At 44.4% G+C, this 16022-nt stretch carries 16 protein-coding genes; 14 read left to right on the top strand and 2 right to left on the bottom strand.

Translation table 11 applies throughout. The features are described from left to right. The first annotated feature begins 2 nt into the window (after positions 1-2). From fabG to CWO08_RS14005, 10 genes are all read left to right on the top strand, one after another. Positions 3-737, top strand: a complete 735-nt coding sequence (fabG, locus tag CWO08_RS13960; protein ID WP_029235138.1) for a 3-oxoacyl-ACP reductase FabG — start codon at positions 3-5, stop codon at positions 735-737. 166 nt (positions 738-903) lie between these two features. Then, positions 904-1137, top strand: a complete 234-nt coding sequence (gene acpP, locus CWO08_RS13965; RefSeq protein ID WP_004737381.1) for an acyl carrier protein — start codon at positions 904-906, stop codon at positions 1135-1137. A 93-nt stretch (positions 1138-1230) separates the two neighbouring features. Then, positions 1231-2475, top strand: coding sequence for a beta-ketoacyl-ACP synthase II (fabF, locus tag CWO08_RS13970; protein ID WP_019821243.1), 1245 nt, complete (start codon positions 1231-1233; stop codon positions 2473-2475). Positions 2476-2579: 104 nt separating this feature from the next. Further along, a complete protein-coding gene (pabC, locus tag CWO08_RS13975) occupies positions 2580-3458 on the top strand; it encodes an aminodeoxychorismate lyase (RefSeq protein ID WP_102432554.1) in 879 nt (292 codons plus the stop codon). Then, positions 3455-4471, top strand: coding sequence for an endolytic transglycosylase MltG (mltG, locus tag CWO08_RS13980; RefSeq protein WP_017062149.1), 1017 nt, complete (start codon positions 3455-3457; stop codon positions 4469-4471). The genes pabC and mltG overlap by 4 nt, the downstream gene beginning before the upstream one ends. Positions 4472-4481: 10 nt before the next feature. Further along, positions 4482-5114, top strand: a complete 633-nt coding sequence (gene tmk, locus CWO08_RS13985; RefSeq protein ID WP_048610583.1) for a dTMP kinase — start codon at positions 4482-4484, stop codon at positions 5112-5114. Between the two features lie 6 nt (positions 5115-5120). After that, on the top strand, positions 5121-6086 hold the full coding sequence (locus CWO08_RS13990) for a DNA polymerase III subunit delta' (RefSeq protein ID WP_102530181.1): 966 nt from the start codon (positions 5121-5123) through the stop codon (positions 6084-6086). Further along, positions 6077-6844 carry a TatD family hydrolase gene (locus CWO08_RS13995; RefSeq protein WP_102530182.1) on the top strand — a complete coding sequence of 256 codons (768 nt, stop codon included), beginning with the start codon at positions 6077-6079 and terminating at the stop codon, positions 6842-6844. The genes CWO08_RS13990 and CWO08_RS13995 overlap by 10 nt, the downstream gene beginning before the upstream one ends. 445 nt (positions 6845-7289) lie before the next feature. Further along, positions 7290-8720: a PTS glucose transporter subunit IIBC gene (gene ptsG, locus CWO08_RS14000; RefSeq protein WP_017062145.1), complete on the top strand. Its 1431-nt coding sequence runs from the start codon at positions 7290-7292 to the stop codon at positions 8718-8720. Positions 8721-8948: 228 nt separating this feature from the next. Continuing rightward, positions 8949-9353: a hypothetical protein gene (locus CWO08_RS14005; protein ID WP_048659708.1), complete on the top strand. Its 405-nt coding sequence runs from the start codon at positions 8949-8951 to the stop codon at positions 9351-9353. 93 nt (positions 9354-9446) lie between these two features. Here CWO08_RS14005 and CWO08_RS14010 read toward each other — a convergent pair whose 3' ends face one another. Beyond that, positions 9447-10040, bottom strand: a complete 594-nt coding sequence (locus CWO08_RS14010) for an outer membrane beta-barrel domain protein (RefSeq protein WP_048659707.1) — start codon at positions 10038-10040, stop codon at positions 9447-9449. 145 nt (positions 10041-10185) lie between these two features. Here CWO08_RS14010 and CWO08_RS14015 point away from each other — a divergent pair, with 145 nt between their 5' ends. Both CWO08_RS14015 and CWO08_RS14020 read left to right on the top strand, forming a co-directional pair. Further along, a complete protein-coding gene (locus CWO08_RS14015) occupies positions 10186-10275 on the top strand; it encodes a YnhF family membrane protein (RefSeq protein ID WP_102432550.1) in 90 nt (29 codons plus the stop codon). A gap of 41 nt (positions 10276-10316) precedes the next feature. Then, positions 10317-11531: a patatin family protein gene (locus CWO08_RS14020; RefSeq protein WP_108020647.1), complete on the top strand. Its 1215-nt coding sequence runs from the start codon at positions 10317-10319 to the stop codon at positions 11529-11531. A 147-nt stretch (positions 11532-11678) separates the two neighbouring features. Here CWO08_RS14020 and pyk read toward each other — a convergent pair whose 3' ends face one another. Beyond that, positions 11679-13124: a pyruvate kinase gene (gene pyk, locus CWO08_RS14025; RefSeq protein ID WP_048659705.1), complete on the bottom strand. Its 1446-nt coding sequence runs from the start codon at positions 13122-13124 to the stop codon at positions 11679-11681. Positions 13125-13443: 319 nt separating this feature from the next. Here pyk and CWO08_RS14030 point away from each other — a divergent pair, with 319 nt between their 5' ends. Both CWO08_RS14030 and CWO08_RS14035 read left to right on the top strand, forming a co-directional pair. Next, positions 13444-14661, top strand: a complete 1218-nt coding sequence (locus CWO08_RS14030; protein WP_048607464.1) for an ROK family protein — start codon at positions 13444-13446, stop codon at positions 14659-14661. A gap of 167 nt (positions 14662-14828) precedes the next feature. Further along, complete coding sequence (locus tag CWO08_RS14035; RefSeq protein ID WP_048659704.1) at positions 14829-15770, top strand: chemotaxis protein CheV; 942 nt, start codon at positions 14829-14831, stop codon at positions 15768-15770. The last annotated feature ends 252 nt before the right edge of the window (positions 15771-16022 follow it).

Below are 16022 nucleotides of genomic sequence, written 5' to 3' on the forward strand. Positions count from 1 at the left end.
TGATGAATTTAGAAGGCAAAGTTGCACTAGTTACAGGCGCAAGCCGTGGCATCGGTCGTGCAATCGCTGAACTTTTAGTTGAGCGTGGTGCTAAAGTTATCGGTACTGCTACATCTGAAGGCGGCGCTGCTGCAATCAGCGAGTACCTTGGTGAGAACGGTAAAGGTCTTGCTCTTAATGTAACGGATACTGACTCAATTGCTGCTACACTGAAAACCATCAACGATGAATTCGGTGCGATTGACATTCTAGTTAACAACGCAGGTATCACTCGTGATAACCTACTTATGCGTATGAAAGACGACGAATGGAATGACATCATCGACACTAACCTAACGCCTATCTTCCGCATGTCTAAAGCTGTATTGCGTGGCATGATGAAGAAGCGTCAAGGTCGTATCGTAAACGTTGGTTCTGTAGTCGGTACTATGGGTAACGCTGGTCAAGCTAACTACGCAGCTGCAAAAGCTGGCGTAATTGGTTTTACTAAATCAATGGCTCGTGAAGTTGCGTCTCGTGGCGTTACAGTGAACACTGTAGCTCCTGGTTTCATCGAAACTGACATGACTAAAGCGCTAAATGATGACCAACGTGCAGCAACTTTGGCGAATGTACCAGCAGGTCGACTAGGTGACCCTCGCGAAATCGCTGAAGCTGTGGTATTTTTGGCGTCACCTGCGGCAGCTTATATCACAGGTGAAACACTTCACGTCAATGGCGGTATGTACATGGTGTAAATTATGTGCAACATTTGTGCATGATTTAAGTCAAGATCATACGTAATTTCGGTTAAAATCGTGAAAATTGTGGTTTGACCAGAAAAGTTGACCTTGCAACTTTCAATAGATTGAATAAACTACGGAAAACATCGCATAAAGCGAACTCTGTAAAGGAAAAGAAAAAATGAGCAACCTCGAAGAACGCGTAAAGAAAATCATTGTTGAACAGCTAGGTGTAGACGAAGCTGAAGTTAAAAACGAAGCTTCTTTCGTTGATGACCTAGGTGCAGATTCTCTAGACACAGTTGAGCTAGTAATGGCTCTAGAAGAAGAATTCGACACTGAAATCCCAGATGAAGAAGCTGAGAAAATTACTACTGTTCAAGCAGCTATCGATTACGTAACTAGCGCTCAGTAATAATCTCTCCCAGGCGGTCACCTCGACCGCCTGTGTTTTATCTAACTCATCTATCCTCATCTTAAATCACCTCAATCCCCGGAGTGTAAAATCGTGTCCAAGCGTCGTGTAGTTGTCACTGGCATGGGTATGTTGTCACCGGTAGGCAACACTGTAGAATCTTCTTGGAAAGCCCTGCTAGCTGGTCAAAGTGGTATCGTTAATATCGAGCACTTTGATGCAACCAATTTCTCAACTCGTTTTGCAGGTCTAGTTAAAGACTTTAACTGCGAAGAGTATATGACTAAAAAAGATGCTCGTAAGATGGACTTGTTCATCCAGTACGGCGTCGCAGCAGGTATTCAAGCTTTAGATGATTCAGCCCTAACTATTACTGAAGAAAACGCTCCACGTGTGGGTGTTGCTATCGGTTCTGGTATTGGTGGTCTTGGTTTGATCGAAGCCGGTCACCAAGCTCTAACTGAAAAAGGCCCTCGTAAGATCAGCCCGTTCTTCGTACCGTCGACGATCGTGAATATGATTGCTGGTCACATGTCTATCATGCGTGGCCTACGCGGTCCAAACATCGCGATTTCTACTGCATGTACGACTGGCCTACATAACATTGGTCACGCAGCTCGTATGATTGCATACGGCGATGCTGACGCAATGCTAGCGGGTGGTGCTGAAAAAGCATCTACACCACTAGGTATGGGCGGTTTTGGTGCGGCTAAAGCACTGTCTACTCGTAACGATGAGCCTCAAAAAGCTTCTCGTCCATGGGACAAAGGCCGTGATGGTTTCGTTCTTGGTGACGGTGCAGGCATGATGGTTCTTGAAGAGTACGAACATGCGAAAGCTCGTGGCGCTAAGATTTACTGTGAGCTAGTTGGCTTCGGTATGTCGGGTGACGCTTACCATATGACATCTCCAAGTGAAGATGGCTCAGGTGGCGCACTAGCGATGGAAGCGGCTATGCGTGATGCTGGCATTACTGGTGAACAAATCGGTTATGTTAACGCACACGGTACGTCGACTCCTGCGGGTGACGTAGCGGAAGTTAAGGGCATTAAGCGTGCTCTTGGCGAAGCAGGCAGCAAGCAAGTATTGGTTTCTTCTACGAAATCAATGACTGGTCACCTTCTAGGTGCTGCAGGTTCTGCTGAAGCTATCATCACGGCTATGTCTCTGGTTGACCAAATTGTTCCACCAACAATCAACCTAGATGATCCTGAAGAAGGCTTAGATATTGACTTAGTACCTCACACTGCGCGTGAAGTTAGCAACATGGAATATGCTGCATGTAACTCATTCGGTTTCGGTGGTACAAACGGCTGTTTGATCTTCAAAAAGATTTAATCATCTTATTAAAGACATAAACACTCGTAGATAGTCACAATTAGACTTGTTTTTAAACGGCTTGATGCTTTAGCATTGAGCCGTTTCTTTTTATGGGGAAAAACATGTTTTGGGTTGATGGAGAAAGCCAGCAAACTGTCGATATATTGGATCGCTCATTTCAGTACGGAGACGGCTGTTTTACAACCATGCTTGTAAAAGGTGGCCAAATTCAACATTTTCACGATCATCAGCATCGTGTAGATGAATGCCTGAAAGCGCTACGCATTTCTGCTCTTGATTGGGATGTTGTTAGTCCTTGGCTCGATACTGCGCTTCAACACATCCAACATAACGCTCTTCATGGCACAAAGAACCTTTCTGGCTCAAAGAAGTTCCATAACGCAAACAAACCTCATAATGAAAAAGCAGGGATTAAGCTGCACGTTAGCCGTGGAGCGGGTGGGCGTGGCTACAGCACCAAGAATATCGCTAAACCTACGGTCACCATCAGTACTTTTGATTTCCCAAGCCATTATTCAGCGTTGCAAGATTCTGGTGTTGAACTCGGTGTTTGCCATCAAGCGCTAGGTTTGAGCCCACTACTTGCTGGCCATAAGCATAATAATCGTCTTGAGCAGATTTTGATGAAAGACGAAATGGACCAAACCAATGAAGTGGATGGTGTGGTTCTTGATATTTCAGGCAATGTGATTGAAACCACAATGGCCAACCTGTTTTGGCGCAAGGGTCAGGCGATATACACACCTCAACTCACTCAAAGTGGTGTAGCAGGGGTTATGCGTAAGCAAGTGTTAACCGCGCTGAATCAAGCTGAACTTTCCGTTACAATTAGTGACTACTGCTTATCTCAACTCATGCAAGCTGATGAGGTTTTCATGACCAACTCCATTTTAGGGGTTGCCCCAGTTACCCGTATTAGTGATACCCAATTTAACATTGGAACCGTTACTCGTAGCCTTCAAGGACAACTAAACTCGTGATCAAAAAGTTATTTATTTTTATTATCTTGTGCTTAATCGCAGCTGGTGCTGCTGGTTTTTATGTTTACAACCAAGCACAAGATAACCTGAAACAAGTTATTCAATTAGAAAAACCACAAGTCGTGACTGTTGCTTCAGGTAGCAGCTTTAACCGCGTTCTAGCCCAGTTGATTAACGAGGGGCTTTTTGAGGCTTCTCCTTACGAGAAGTTAATTCGTAAATTACACCCTGAGCTTGTAGACGTAAAAGCGGGGACTTTCCTGCTTGAACCGGGTTTAACATTAGAGCAGGCACTACAAGTGCTTGTTGAGGGCAAAGAGCACCAATTCACTATTACCTTCGTTGAAGGCAGTCGCTTTGATGAATGGCTTGTCCAGCTAAAAGACAACGAATTCATTCAACAGACGTTGGACGGTGTTTCTGAAAAAGAGATCGCTGAAAAGTTGGGTATTGAAAACGAGAAGCTAGAAGGTCTTTTCTTAGCAGAAACGTATCATTACACCTACGGCACCACTGATTTAGATTTGTTGAAGCGCGCGCATCGCGACCTAATGAGCGTGGTGAATGAAGAGTGGGAAAATCGAGCGGATAAGCTTCCTCTGAAATCGCCATACGAAGCGTTAATTCTTGCGTCTATCATTGAGAAAGAGACCGCTGTTGCGTCAGAACGTGAGCGTGTCTCTTCTGTATTTGTTAACCGTCTGAACAAGCGTATGCGGTTGCAAACTGACCCAACGGTTATCTACGGCATGGGTGACAGCTACGATGGCAATATCCGTAAAAAAGACTTACGCACGCCAACGCCATACAACACCTATACAATGAGTGGCTTGCCACCGACCCCTATCGCTATGGCAGGCAAAGCGTCTATCAACGCGGCGTTGAATCCAGAGAAGAGTAACTACTTGTATTTCGTTGCGAGTGGAACAGGTGGTCACGTATTTTCAAAGAGTTTGACTGAGCACAACCGTGCAGTACGAGCTTACTTAAAACAATTAAGAAAAAACAGATAAAGAAATAATTATGAATCAGTCGAAATTTATCGTGGTTGAAGGCCTTGAAGGCGCTGGCAAAAGTACAGCGATCAATGCCATCGTTGAGACATTAAAAGCATCGGGTGTTGAGGATATTGTTAATACTCGCGAGCCGGGTGGTACTGTCTTAGCTGAAAAGATGCGTTCATTGGTTAAAGAAGAGCACGAAGGTGAGAAGCTTCAAGACATGACTGAGTTGCTGCTGATGTACGCAGCACGTGTTCAATTAGTAGAAAACGTTATCAAGCCTGCACTAGACAGTGGTCAATGGGTATTGGGTGATCGTCATGATATGTCTTCACAGGCATACCAAGGTGGTGGTCGCCAGATTGCACGCACTACTATGGAATCACTGAAAGCAACCACGCTAGGCGGCTTTAAACCCGATCTAACGCTATATTTGGACCTAGACCCTAGAGTAGGGCTAGAGCGTGCTAGAGGTCGTGGTGAGCTAGATAGAATTGAAAAGATGGATATCTCGTTTTTTGACCGTACGCGTGAGCGCTATCTAGAAATTGCAGAACAAGATGATTCTGTACTTGTGATTAACGCGCAGCAAGAAATTGAGCAAGTAGCCGCTGATATTAAAGTCGCGCTAACTGCTTGGCTCGATAAACAGTAGGTAGTCATGGCTGAAGTGTATTCTTGGCTCACACCGGTATGGAGTGAGTGGAAAAAAAGTCTCGATGCGGAGCGTTTTCCTAACTCTGTAATTGTTAATGCGCCGGAAGGGCTAGGCGTTGATGCGTTGATTAGCCAACTTACCGACGCATTGATGTGTACGAACTATGAAAGCGAGTCGTGCGGGTTTTGCCACAGCTGTGAATTAATGAAGTCGGGCAGCCATCCTGATTTTCATGTGATCTCACCAGAGAAAGAAGGTAAGTCGATCACGGTTGATCAAGTGCGTGCCAGTAACCGTTGGGCTCAAGAGTCTTCTCAGTTAGGTGGTTTGCGCGTTATCTTGCTTAACCCTGCTGAAGCAATGAACGAATCGGCTTCCAACGCACTACTGAAAACTCTGGAAGAGCCATCAAGCAAATGTATCTTCATTCTTTCTACTCGTAATAGTAACCGTTTGATGCCGACTATCATTAGCCGTTGCCAACAATTTAATGTGGTAAGCCCACAGTTGGAGGTGGGGTCTGCTTGGTTAGATGGTGAAGTTGGTAAGGCTGTCCCACAATATATTTTAGCGCTTAATGACAACGCGCCTTTAAAAGCAAAGGCGATGTTTGAGCAGGGTGGGGTAGAGGCTTCGACCAAAGCGCTTGATGGCTTTGTTAATGTCATTAAGGGCACTCAACCTGACATGCTAAAATTCTCGACAGAGCTTAGCAAAGACCCTTTGATTCAACTTGGCTGGCTTTGGCATTTATTGTCAGATGTACAGAAGCTGCATTTTGGTTTGGCGAATCAGGCTATCACTCCGAGCGCGAAAGCTCTGGTTGAGGTGATGTCTTATCAAAGTGCTTACGCAGCATCGAATAAACTGCTGATATTGATTGAGCAGTTAAAGCAACACCCTGGGCTCAATACGGAGCTACTCATAATGAATTGGCTGATAGCCACTTGCGAGGAAACATGTTCGTAGATTCCCACTGTCATTTAGACAAACTGGATTATCAAGATTTACACACAAGCGTAGAAGACGTTGTGAACAAAGCGAAGGCAGCAAACGTAGACCAGCTGTTGTCTGTTGGTGTGACACTGAATTCGTTTGAAAATATGCTCGAGATGATCTCGCCGTTTGATAACGTTAAAGCCTCTTGTGGCGTTCACCCTCTCGATGTTGAAAGTGATTTCTGTCTAGAGACAATGCGTGAGTACGCGAGTAACCCTAAAGTGGTGGCGATTGGTGAGACAGGTTTAGATTATCACTATCAACCAGAGACTGCAGAGCTACAACAGCTACGATTTAAGCAGCATGTTGAATTGGCCGTTGAGCTTAATAAACCTTTGATCATCCACACTCGTAATGCGCGTGAAGACACATTAGCTATTTTACGTGATGGCGGAGCTGAGATGTGTGGTGGTGTGATTCACTGCTTTACTGAAGATCAAGCGTTTGCTGAAGCGGCAATGGAACTGGGTTTCTATATCTCAATTTCAGGTATTGTGACCTTTAAGCAGGCTACAGAACTTAAAGAAGTTGTTAAGAACCTACCGCTAGACAGGTTGCTTATCGAGACGGATTCTCCATACTTGGCGCCAATTCCATATCGTGGCAAGCAGAATCAACCTGCATATGTCGTGGAAGTGGCGGCCTATATTGCGCAATTAAAAGGTATGTCGATGAAAGAGGTTGCTGAACAAACGACCAAAAATTACCAGAAACTTTTTTTGCGATAAAAATCTAACTAAACAAATAAAAGGGAGCGAAAGCTCCCTTTTTGTGTTTTTGATCACCAAAAATGCGTTTTTTTTTAATGTTTACGAATTATGTTGAACTTGAGAGCGCTAATTATAACATTTGTAATTTTGTTACTAAAAATAACATTAGCTCCTATTTTATTTACCCAGTAAAATAATAGGGCTCTTGAAAAATATCTATGTATTTCAATTAATTAAATAATTGTAAAGCATTGCATTTCTAGATTTGACATGTGATCCAAGACGTGTTTTGAAACTAAATTTCGTAAGTGACTAGAAAGTTAGTTCCCCATCAATATATATTTAGCGGCAGAAAATATAATGCAATACATGGTTACATTTTCGCAGGGTGCTAACATATAGGCTACGGGGGTGTGCCGTTAGAACCCAATATAATTATTTTATCTTTATCAGGAGCATAAACATGTTTAAGAACCTTTTTGCTAGCCTGCAGAAAGTTGGTAAGTCTCTGATGCTTCCAGTATCAGTTTTACCAGTTGCGGGTATTTTGCTAGGTGTCGGTGCAGCAGATCTTCCTTTCATTCCAGAAATCGTTTCAAACTTAATGGAACAAGCTGGTGGTTCAGTATTTGGTCAAATGGCACTACTGTTCGCAGTAGGTGTTGCACTTGGCTTTACTAACAACGATGGTGTGGCTGGTCTAGCTGCTATCGTTGGTTACGGCATCATGACTGCTACACTTGGCGTAATGGCTGGTGTAATGGGCGTTGATAAAATCGATACTGGTGTACTAGGTGGTATCCTAGTCGGTGGTGTTGCTGCTTGGGCATTCAACCGTTTCTTCCGTATTCAACTACCAGAGTACCTTGGCTTCTTCGCTGGTAAGCGTGCTGTGCCAATCATCACAGGTTTCTCTGCGATTGGTCTAGCAATCCTACTATCTGTAGTATGGCCACCAGTTGGCGGCGCTATCTCTGCGTTCTCTGATTGGGCTGCTCACCAAAACCCACAAGTGGCGTTTGGTATCTACGGTATCGTTGAGCGTTCTCTAATTCCATTTGGTCTTCACCACGTTTGGAACGTACCTTTCTTCTTTGAAGCTGGTACTTGTGTAAACGCTGCTGGCGAAACTCAAAACGGTGTTCTTACTTGTTACCTAGTTGCTGATGACGCATCTCGTGCAGCGGGCAATGGCTTCGGTCAGCTAGCTGGTGGTTACATGTTCAAGATGTTCGGTCTACCTGCTGCTGCAATCGCGATTGCACACTCAGCTAAGCCTGAAAACCGCGCTAAAGTAATGGGCATCATGGCTTCTGCTGCGTTGACTTCATTCCTAACGGGTATCACTGAACCAATCGAATTCTCATTCCTATTCGTTGCTCCTGTTCTGTACGCAATCCACGCTCTACTAGCTGGTTCTGCTTACGTTCTTGCGAACACTCTAGGTTTTGTACACGGTACATCTTTCTCACACGGTCTAATCGACTTCCTAGTTCTATCTGGCAACGCGTCTAAGATGGGTCTAATGGTTGTATGTGGTATTGCTTACGCTGCAATCTACTACATCGTATTCCGCACTGTGATTAAAGCTCTAGACCTTAAAACTCCAGGCCGTGAAGACGAGACTGAAGAAGAGTCAGTTGCGACTGGTTCTGAACTTGCTGGTGAGCTAGTTGCTGCATTCGGTGGCAAAGCGAACATCACAGGTCTTGACGCTTGTATTACTCGTCTACGTGTTGCAGTAGCTGATACAGCTCTTGTTGACCAAGACAAACTGAAGAAACTAGGCGCTGCAGGTGTTGTTGTAGTTGCTGGTGGCGTACAAGCTATCTTCGGTACTAAGTCTGACAACCTTAAGACAGACATGGATGAGTGGATCCGTAACAACGGTTAATTCACTGATTCAATAAATTGAAAGGAGGCCGAAAGGCCTCCTTTTTTATTTTCAGCTCTATGAAAGACCTATTATGCTTAATCTCCATTAACTCAGATACTTATCATTCAACTCGATCAGTTGATGGTTGCTCTTAAATTTTTCGTGTCTTTTATCTTTTACCTAGCGATGACACCTTTCGTTATTATTCCAGTAAACTACCGCTTTTAAACACAGTCTGAGAATATTATGAAACATCGTTACTTGATCGGCCTTATGTGCTGCAGCGGAGCCTCGTTTGCTCACGCTTCTGAAGCTCCAGCTTTGGAAGTTGGACTTGCCATTGACCAAGACCTGAGTGTCGTTGTGGAATTTGATCAGAAATACCGTGCTACGATTGGGAATGACGGTGCTGCATTTGACTACATTTGGAAGCGTGGTCAGTTCGAGACTGAAGCTCCATTGAGTTGGTACGTCGGTGCTGGTGCTTGGGCTGAATGGAATGACGACTTTGGCTTACGCTTGCCGTTAGGCGTAAAAGTGAACTTCTACGAAGGTTGGAATGCTTACGCACAAGTGCACCCTGAGCTCGATATGTATAAAGGTGTTGAGTTGCAAGTAGGTGGCGCTTTAGGTGTTACCTACAAGTTTTAATCTGAACCGAAACCGTTTTAATAATGAAAAAAACCAGCACTTAGCTGGTTTTTTCATTTGGGCCGATCTTATATTTTTGCTTCATTGAGCCGCTTAGAAAGTAAAACTGAGTCCGATATTGGCTTGGAATTGGTTCATCCAGTCGGTATCAAAGCGAATAATGCACTCTTGTCCATTGCTTGGGATGTTACACACGCCAGTTGTGTCGTTATCCACGACGGTACCTAACCAACGTACTTGTGTGTTCAACGCTAATCGATCACTAAATTTGTACTCTAAGCCACCAAAGATTGAGGTTGAGAACCCATACTTATCTTTTGCCCAGTCTACATCGACGTAAGAAGCCCCAAGACCTAACCCTAGATAACCCGACAACACGGGGGAGGCCGGGTAGTAGATGCTACTTTGAAAGTGTAGGTATTGGATGGAGGAGCTTAGGTTGAGTGTTTCTAATTCCGAGCTCTGATTGGAATAGAAGAAGCCGATGCGTCCTTTTTCAAGTGGCGTTTCAATTGCAAAGGTGTAGTTTTCAGAGCCTTTCATGTCATAGGTTTTACCGTCCTGGTCTTCGACACTGCCACCGCCGGTATAACCCACCATCGGAGTAATGATGATCTCCGGCGAAGCATGTGCGCTTGAAACGGAGAGAAACGCAATCAGTGCCATCATATTTGCTTTGTTATTCATGAGTATATCCTTATCCATACACTTACTAATTGTGATGGTTACATCAATATTGTGCGACTAATTTCGACGATTCTTGAAGATACTTCACACACCTGATAGTACTTAAATAGAGACTCGACAAATTAATAATAAGCCAGAGGTGTCTATGGACCATAATCTGAAAAATGCCCTACAAATAACAGCGTTTATCTACACAGTCATTCTTTCATTTGGCTTTATTGCGATTGGTAGTTAATACCTTCCAATTCGAGGCTGAGTTTTTATACTCAGGGAATAATGAATAGTGGGATTATAACCAATATTGATACAGCAATAGACTTAGACTATTACGCTAAGTTTATTGCTGGAAAAACAGCACTGGTCGCTCAAGGTGGCGGACAGAGAAGTATTTTTACTTCTGGAGTGCTGGATGCCTTTCTTCTTTCTAATTTTGACCCCTTCGACGAATTTTTTGGCACCTCAGCAGGCGCTCTTAATTTATGTGCTTATCTGTGCCGCGATAAAGGCCTTGGTCGTTCTTTCGTTCTCGACCTCACTACTGCACCGGAGTTCTTTAATCTCTTTTCCTATATACGCCACAGAAAGAACCTTGGATTAGAGTGGGCCTTAGAACAAATCATGGCTTATCCATACAAACTCGATCTGGATTTGGGACGACAAACGCTAGGTGATCGCCACTTCTATGCGGCTGTAACGGATTCTAAAGATCTGCGAGATCACTACTTTCCGTTATTGGGCGAAGATTGGTATAAGGTGATGATTGCGACCTGCGCCATTCCTCGTTTGTACAATGATGAAATTTATATTGGTGACAGTGCTTATGTGGACGGTGGCGTATCAGCATGCATACCGGTCCAAGAAGCATGGCGCAGGCAAGCTCGTTCCATTGTTGTGATTCGTACTGAGCCCGTGCTAGAGGATGAAGATGTGGATTTAGCTGAAGCTCAGGTGACTAAGTCTTCAATTAAAGCACCTAAACCGATATCTGCCGAAGAATTGGAATGGTTCCGCGAATCTTTTGACAGTGTTCAAGGTCATTGGCAACAGAAAGTGGAACAGTGGAAAAACGACTGGGCCTCTTTCTTCCAACAACAAATTATGCGCTCAAAAGAGCAGAAGCGTGACCGTGGGCATTTGGACCTGCTGAACGGTGGTCGCTGGCTATTTGGAGCGGATGACATTTATCGTTTGAGTCATTTAATTGGGGATAAGTTTGATTCAGGCTTAGCTGATATGTTGATGGTGCATTACCAAACTTATTCATTAACTCAGGACTTTTTGAATTCGCCACCGGACGATGCGTTTGTGGTGCAAATAGCGCCAAGTCAGCCGCTAAAATCGAGTTCATTAATGAGTGACAAAGAAGATCTGTTGCACGATTACGAATTGGGCTTAGAAGCCGGTTACCGATTTGTAGAAACCTACACTTCAACGGAAAACGCTCGCAATTCACACATGCCACAGTTGGCCACCATTGCTGCTGACAAGTAGTACTCAATCTTGATGAGTTAGCATACCGCGAGTTAGCCGTGTCATTAACGAAGAATGTTCTGAAATGAAAAAGGGTTATTGAACGTGGTTCGATAACCCTTTTTTGCTTTTGAGACTAGGCAAATCGTTTCGCCTTACGGCCACACACTAAGTGACAGGCAAGATTCTCATACAGTTGGTTGAGCCTGCTACATCCATGATATCACCTTGAGTGACGATCACTAGGTCGCCAAACTTAAGGTGTCCTTTCTCCTTCAGGCAAGTGAGTGTTGATAGCGCAATATCAAAGCTGTCTTTGGCTTCTGTCTCAAAGTAAATAGGTGTAACACCTCGGTACAAGGTACAGCGATTGAGCGTTCCTTCGTTACGAGACAGCGCGTAGATAGGCATGTCAGCACTTAAGCGAGACATCATCAACGCAGTACGGCCAGATTCGGTGAGAGTGACTACACCTTTAATGCCTTCCATATGGTTTGCCGAATAGATGGTTGCCATAGAAACGGTTTCTTCAGCGGTAACAAAGGTGCGGTCAATACGGTAATTCGATTGGTTAACCCCCGCCATCTTCTCAGCTCCAATACACACTTCTGCCATCGATTTTACGGTTTCGACTGGGTAATCACCGGCAGCAGTTTCACCGGAAAGCATGACTGCGTCGGTGCCATCGAGTACTGCATTGGCAACGTCCATCACTTCGGCACGAGTGGGCATTGGCGCAGAAATCATTGATTCCATCATTTGAGTTGCGGTGATCACCGTTCGGTTAAGCGCTCTGGCACGGCGTATAAGCTGTTTTTGTACACCGACCAACTCAGGGTCACCAATTTCCACTCCGAGGTCACCACGAGCCACCATGACCACATCTGAGGCCATTATGATGTCATCCATGTTCTCAACAGTGGCGACTGTCTCTGCTCGCTCCACTTTTGCGACGAGGTGAGCTTCTAAGCCGGCTTCTCGTGCAAGCTGACGAGCGTAGTGCATGTCTTCACCATTACGAGGGAAAGACACCGCTAGGTAATCCACTTTGATTTGTGCGGCGGTGACGATGTCGCGTTTGTCTTTTTCTGTTAGCGCTTCTGCGGAAAGGCCGCCGCCTTTTTTGTTGATGCCTTTGTTATTTGAGAGTGGGCCGCCAATGATAACTTCGGTGTGAACACGGCAACCTTCGACCTTGGTTACTTTGAGTTGAACACGACCATCGTCAAGCAACAAGATATCGCCGGCGGATACGTCGTTAGGCAGTTCTTTGTAATCAAGGCCAACGGCTTCTTGATTGCCTTCGCCTAAACCTAGGCTGCTATCGAGAGTGAACAGGTCGCCTACGGCAAGTTGGATTTTGCCATCTTTGAATGTCGACACACGAATCTTGGGACCTTGTAAGTCTCCGAGAATGGCGATTTGAGTACCGTGTCTTTTTGCTATTGCTCTGACTTTTTCTGCGCGTTGTATATGGTCGTCGCTGGTGCCGTGAGAGAAGTTCATACGGACGATATTGGCACCTGCTTTGATGATTTCTTCAAGCACGTTACCTTTATCTGTTGAAGGGCCTAGCGTTGTGACGATTTTCGTTTTTCTTAATTCGGCTGTCATGAATACTCCTAGAGTGAGACCAAGTAATCTTTTACAAGACTGAATTAAGTATATGCATTAATTGATAATTTATTGGGAGCTAGGAAGATATTTCTGTATTTACTGATATTTATTGTATTTAGCACTCAAGCGCGATGTTTTTTTATGAAAATTAAGTCTCGATTTATCGATGTGGGTGTTAATTTTCCTCGAACAATTTGACTCGATACACAAAGATTCATGTATATACGTGATACTGGTCACGGCGATATACCAAGTGACTTCACAATTACTTCGCAAAGTAAAAAAATTACCTCGTTGATGATTTCTGGAGCGTAAAATGTACATGGCTCAACCGGGCCATATTGATCATATCAAACAGGTCAATGCTGGTCGTGTATATAAACTAATTGACCTTAAAGGTCCTATTTCTCGTATCGATCTGTCCAAGCAAAGTGAGTTGGCTCCGGCGAGTATTACTAAAATTACCCGTGAACTCATTGAAGCTCACCTTATTCACGAAACCACGGTTCAAGAAGCCACGACTCGTGGACGTCCTGCTGTCGGTCTACAAACCAATAACGAAGGTTGGCAATTTTTGTCGATGCGTCTTGGTCGCGGATACTTGACGATCGCGCTCCATGAATTGGGCGGCGACGTGCTTATCGATACCAAAATTGATATTCACGAACGTGATCAAGATGATGTGCTGGCGCGTCTTCTTCATGAAATCGATGAGTTCTTCCAAACCTATGCTGAGCAACTCGACAGGGTGACGAGTATCGCTATCACACTGCCAGGCCTTGTGAATTCAGAGCAGGGTATTGTGTTGCAAATGCCGCACTACAACGTTGAAAATTTAGCGTTAGGGCCGGAGATCTACAAAGAAACCGGTCTGCCAGTTTTTATTGCCAATGATACCCGAGCATGGGCATTAGCAGAGAAGCTGTTTGGTAACTCACAAGATAACGACAACTCTGTTCTTATCTCGATTCACCACGGTTTAGGTGCCGGGATCATTCTCGATGGTCGCGTTCTGCAAGGTCGCCACGGTAACATCGGTGAGTTGGGGCATATCCAGATCGATAAGGAAGGCAAGCTTTGCCACTGTGGTAATCGAGGCTGTTTAGAAACGGTCGCGAGTTCTCAGGCGATCCGTGAGCAAGTCAAAGAGCGACTGGCAAATGGTGAAGAATCCACGCTAACTGTGTTTGAAGACGTCACTATCGAACAGATCTGCGCTGCCGCTGCTGATGGTGACCCATTGGCTGTCGAAGTGATTGAGCAGTTAGGCCGTTACCTAGGCTCTGCGATTGCGATTGTGATTAACCTATTCAACCCAGAGAAAATCTTGGTGGGTGGTGTTATCAATCAGGCGAAGAGCGTGTTATACCCAGCGATTCAAAAGTGCATCGAAGAGCAGAGCCTATCGGTTTACCATAAAGACTTAGAGCTGGTGGAATCTCGTTTTTATAAGCAGGCAACCATGCCAGGTGCTGCTCTCATCAAGCAGGCTTTATATGATGGTCAACTGCTAATGAAAGTGATTGAAGGCTAACTCTTTTTCTCTTCTTTAAGCCTTACCCCGAACCTTTCCATGTACTTAAGCTTTGTATAACATCATTTGTTGTACTTAGTTTAAGCATTCTGTGCATTAGCACTTTGCTTTAACCTATTGAAGTAGGCTATTGTAGCCACAGTTATTATTTGTCACTAAGGTGTTGTATGTCTGGCGTTTTAAATTCGGTTGATCAGAGAACCAAGCTAGTCGGTGAAAACCGTCTGGAACTCTTATTATTCAGCTTAAATAGTCGTCAACTATTTGCGATTAACGTATTTAAAGTGAAAGAAGTCCTAAAAGTGCCAGTACTTACTCGCTTACCGGGCTCTCACCACCATATTACCGGTGTTGCTTCTCTACGTGGTGAATCGGTACCTGTGATTGATCTGCGAAGTGCCATTGGCTTTCCGCCATCTCGTGCGGAATCTCAAGAGAGCAACCTGATCATTACGGAATACAACCGAACCGTACAAGGTTTCTTGGTTGGGCAAGTTCGTAATATCGTGAACACGACATGGACAGAAATCCAACCGCCGCCAAAGACAACAGGCCGCGCAAACTACCTAACCGCTATCACGCATATTCAAGAAGATGAGCAGCACAAGATCGTCGAGATCATCGATGTTGAGAAAGTGTTGGCTGAGATCATTGATTACGATGTATCGATATCTGAAGGTGTGTTAGATCAGCAGTTAGCTCAGGAAATGATAGGACGTAACGTGCTTATCGTTGATGACTCTTCAACAGCGCGTAATCAAATCAAAGGCACCTTGTCGCAGCTTGGGTTGAATATTATTGAGTGTTGTGATGGCTTAGAAGCACTGACCTTACTTAAGGGCTGGTGTGATGAAGGCAAAGACATTAATCAAGAAATATTGTTGATGATCACCGATGCTGAAATGCCTGAAATGGACGGCTATAAACTGACACACGAAGTACGTACTGACCCTAGAATGCATGATCTGTTCATTACGCTAAATACTTCATTAAGTGGAAGTTTTAATGAGGCGATGGTGGAGAAAGTAGGGTGTAACCGCTTTATTTCTAAGTTCCAACCAGATTTGCTGGTTGAGGTAACTCAAGAGCGTATGCGTCAGATCCTGTAATTTATACCGACATGCAGTTTGTTTTGAGTGGCCTTATAGAAAACGTTTGCTATTATTGATGCGGCATATTTCTCGTAACAAAATATGCTCAATTACTTACGTAACTTTTCACACACAATCTAAGGTAGTTCCTTTTAATGATATGGTTAACGTCTAAAGTCGTTATGACTTTGAGCTTATTACTATATAGGGAATTTAAGAAAAGACGTACGGAAGCTGACGTTGAGGTGTAACTCAACAATTGGAATTGAA

It is taken from the genome of Vibrio sp. 10N.286.48.B8 (assembly GCF_003050085.1).
GTDB lineage: Bacteria > Pseudomonadota > Gammaproteobacteria > Enterobacterales > Vibrionaceae > Vibrio > Vibrio crassostreae.

What these genes read in the sequence shown, in the direction of transcription:
- fabG (WP_029235138.1), top strand. Translation starts at nt 3, where the DNA reads ATGAATTTAGAAGGCAAAGTTGCACTAGTTACAGGCGCAAGCCGTGGC.
- acpP (WP_004737381.1), top strand. Translation starts at nt 904, where the DNA reads ATGAGCAACCTCGAAGAACGCGTAAAGAAAATCATTGTTGAACAGCTA.
- pyk (WP_048659705.1), bottom strand. Translation starts at nt 13,124, where the DNA reads ATGACAGCCGAATTAAGAAAAACGAAAATCGTCACAACGCTAGGCCCT.
- CWO08_RS13990 (WP_102530181.1), top strand. Translation starts at nt 5,121, where the DNA reads ATGGCTGAAGTGTATTCTTGGCTCACACCGGTATGGAGTGAGTGGAAA.
- CWO08_RS14020 (WP_108020647.1), top strand. Translation starts at nt 10,317, where the DNA reads ATGAATAGTGGGATTATAACCAATATTGATACAGCAATAGACTTAGAC.
- CWO08_RS14030 (WP_048607464.1), top strand. Translation starts at nt 13,444, where the DNA reads ATGTACATGGCTCAACCGGGCCATATTGATCATATCAAACAGGTCAAT.
- tmk (WP_048610583.1), top strand. Translation starts at nt 4,482, where the DNA reads ATGAATCAGTCGAAATTTATCGTGGTTGAAGGCCTTGAAGGCGCTGGC.
- CWO08_RS14015 (WP_102432550.1), top strand. Translation starts at nt 10,186, where the DNA reads ATGGACCATAATCTGAAAAATGCCCTACAAATAACAGCGTTTATCTAC.
- CWO08_RS14005 (WP_048659708.1), top strand. Translation starts at nt 8,949, where the DNA reads ATGAAACATCGTTACTTGATCGGCCTTATGTGCTGCAGCGGAGCCTCG.
- CWO08_RS14010 (WP_048659707.1), bottom strand. Translation starts at nt 10,040, where the DNA reads ATGAATAACAAAGCAAATATGATGGCACTGATTGCGTTTCTCTCCGTT.
- pabC (WP_102432554.1), top strand. Translation starts at nt 2,580, where the DNA reads ATGTTTTGGGTTGATGGAGAAAGCCAGCAAACTGTCGATATATTGGAT.
- CWO08_RS13995 (WP_102530182.1), top strand. Translation starts at nt 6,077, where the DNA reads ATGTTCGTAGATTCCCACTGTCATTTAGACAAACTGGATTATCAAGAT.
- CWO08_RS14035 (WP_048659704.1), top strand. Translation starts at nt 14,829, where the DNA reads ATGTCTGGCGTTTTAAATTCGGTTGATCAGAGAACCAAGCTAGTCGGT.
- ptsG (WP_017062145.1), top strand. Translation starts at nt 7,290, where the DNA reads ATGTTTAAGAACCTTTTTGCTAGCCTGCAGAAAGTTGGTAAGTCTCTG.